This window comes from Streptomyces bambusae (genome assembly GCF_020532645.1).
Classification (GTDB): Bacteria; Actinomycetota; Actinomycetes; order Streptomycetales; family Streptomycetaceae; genus Streptomyces; species Streptomyces bambusae.
Map to the genome: position 1 here is coordinate 1 of NZ_JAJAUZ010000129.1, position 3,245 is coordinate 3,245.

Here is a 3,245-nt window from a genome sequence, read left to right on the forward strand (position 1 = left end):
CTTCAGAACTAACACAGTGGACGCGAGCAACTGAGGACAAGCCCTCGGCCTATTAGTACCAGTCAGCTCCACCCGTTACCGGGCTTCCACATCTGGCCTATCAACCCAGTCGTCTACTGGGAGCCTTACCCTCTCAAGGAGGTGGGAATACTCATCTTGAAGCAGGCTTCCCGCTTAGATGCTTTCAGCGGTTATCCCTCCCGAACGTAGCCAACCAGCCATGCCCTTGGCAGGACAACTGGCACACCAGAGGTTCGTCCGTCCCGGTCCTCTCGTACTAGGGACAGCCCTTCTCAATATTCCTACGCGCACAGCGGATAGGGACCGAACTGTCTCACGACGTTCTAAACCCAGCTCGCGTACCGCTTTAATGGGCGAACAGCCCAACCCTTGGGACCGACTCCAGCCCCAGGATGCGACGAGCCGACATCGAGGTGCCAAACCATCCCGTCGATATGGACTCTTGGGGAAGATCAGCCTGTTATCCCCGGGGTACCTTTTATCCGTTGAGCGACGGCGCTTCCACAAGCCACCGCCGGATCACTAGTCCCGACTTTCGTCCCTGCTCGACCCGTCGGTCTCACAGTCAAGCTCCCTTGTGCACTTACACTCAACACCTGATTGCCAACCAGGCTGAGGGAACCTTTGGGCGCCTCCGTTACCCTTTGGGAGGCAACCGCCCCAGTTAAACTACCCATCAGACACTGTCCCTGATCCGGATCACGGACCGAGGTTAGACATCCAGCACGACCAGAGTGGTATTTCAACGGCGACTCCACAACCACTGGCGTGGCTGCTTCAAAGTCTCCCACCTATCCTACACAAGCCGAACCGAACACCAATATCAAACTGTAGTAAAGGTCCCGGGGTCTTTCCGTCCTGCTGCGCGAAACGAGCATCTTTACTCGTAGTGCAATTTCACCGGGCCTATGGTTGAGACAGTCGAGAAGTCGTTACGCCATTCGTGCAGGTCGGAACTTACCCGACAAGGAATTTCGCTACCTTAGGATGGTTATAGTTACCACCGCCGTTTACTGGCGCTTAAGTTCTCAGCTTCGCCCTGTCGAAACAGAGCTAACCGGTCCCCTTAACGTTCCAGCACCGGGCAGGCGTCAGTCCGTATACATCGCCTTACGGCTTCGCACGGACCTGTGTTTTTAGTAAACAGTCGCTTCTCGCTGGTCTCTGCGGCCACCCCCAGCTCAGACAGCAAGTGTCATCACCGGTGATGGCCCCCCTTCTCCCGAAGTTACGGGGGCATTTTGCCGAGTTCCTTAACCATAGTTCACCCGAACGCCTCGGTATTCTCTACCTGACCACCTGAGTCGGTTTAGGGTACGGGCCGCCATGAAACTCGCTAGAGGCTTTTCTCGACAGCATAGGATCATCCACTTCACCACAATCGGCTCGGCATCAGGTCTCAGCCTTAACGTGTGACGGATTTGCCTACCACACGGCCTACACCCTTACCCCGGGACTACCACCGCCCGGGCTGGACTACCTTCCTGCGTCACCCCATCGCTTACCTACTACCACCTTGGATCAGCGGCTCCACCACTTTCCATTCCCCGAAGGGTCCGGAACGGCTTCACGGCCTTAGCATTAATGGATTCGATATTGGGCGTTTCAAAGCGGGTACCGGAATATCAACCGGTTGTCCATCGACTACGCCTGTCGGCCTCGCCTTAGGTCCCGACTTACCCTGGGCAGATCAGCTTGACCCAGGAACCCTTAGTCAATCGGCGCAAGAGTTTCTCACTCTTGTATCGCTACTCATGCCTGCATTCTCACTCGTGAACCGTCCACAACTGCCTTCCGGCGCTGCTTCACCCGGCACACGACGCTCCCCTACCCATCACAGCGGGCGTTGGCCCTATTGCTGCAATGACACGACTTCGGCGGTACGCTTGAGCCCCGCTACATTGTCGGCGCGGAATCACTTGACCAGTGAGCTATTACGCACTCTTTCAAGGGTGGCTGCTTCTAAGCCAACCTCCTGGTTGTCTCTGCGACTCCACATCCTTTCCCACTTAGCGTACGCTTAGGGGCCTTAGTCGATGCTCTGGGCTGTTTCCCTCTCGACCATGGAGCTTATCCCCCACAGTCTCACTGCCGTGCTCTCACTTACCGGCATTCGGAGTTTGGCTAAGGTCAGTAACCCGGTAGGGCCCATCGCCTATCCAGTGCTCTACCTCCGGCAAGAAACACACGACGCTGCACCTAAATGCATTTCGGGGAGAACCAGCTATCACGGAGTTTGATTGGCCTTTCACCCCTAACCACAGGTCATCCCCCAGGTTTTCAACCCTGGTGGGTTCGGTCCTCCACGAAGTCTTACCTCCGCTTCAACCTGCCCATGGCTAGATCACTCCGCTTCGGGTCTAGAGCGTGCAACTCAATCGCCCTATTCGGACTCGCTTTCGCTACGGCTTCCCCACACGGGTTAACCTCGCTACACACCGCTAACTCGCAGGCTCATTCTTCAAAAGGCACGCAGTCACGAGAGACCGAAGTCTCCGACGCTCCCACGGCTTGTAGGCACACGGTTTCAGGTACTATTTCACTCCGCTCCCGCGGTACTTTTCACCATTCCCTCACGGTACTATCCGCTATCGGTCACCAGGGAATATTTAGGCTTAGCGGGTGGTCCCGCCAGATTCACACGGGATTTCTCGGGCCCCGTGCTACTTGGGAGATGAGCAAGCAAGCCGTACAGATTTCAGCTACGGGGGTCTTACCCTCTACGCCGGACCTTTCGCATGTCCTTCGCCTATCCATACGGTTTCTGACTCGCCCAGCCGCCGGCAGACGACTGAAGCTCATTCCCACAACCCCGTATACGCAACCCCTGCCGGGTCTCACACGCATACGGTTTGGCCTCATCCGGTTTCGCTCGCCACTACTCCCGGAATCACGGTTGTTTTCTCTTCCTGAGGGTACTGAGATGTTTCACTTCCCCTCGTTCCCTCCACACTGCCTATGTGTTCAGCAGCGGGTGACAGCCCATGACGACTGCCGGGTTTCCCCATTCGGACACCCCCGGATCAAAGCTCGGTTGACAGCTCCCCGGGGCCTATCGCGGCCTCCCACGTCCTTCATCGGTTCCTGGTGCCAAGGCATCCACCGTGCGCCCTTAAAAACTTGGCCACAGATGCTCGCGTCCACTGTGTAGTTCTCAAGCAACGACCAGCCACCCATCACCCTGCTCCCGAAGGACCAAGTTCACTGGGGCCGGCGTCAGAAGG

The 3,245-nt window shown here is 56.9% G+C and carries 1 rRNA gene; it reads right to left on the bottom strand.

Annotation, left to right across the window (positions count from 1 at the left end):
* Window positions 1-32: 32 nt before the first annotated feature.
* Window positions 33-3,147, bottom strand: a 23S ribosomal RNA gene (locus tag LG634_RS37455).
* Window positions 3,148-3,245 lie beyond the last annotated feature (98 nt).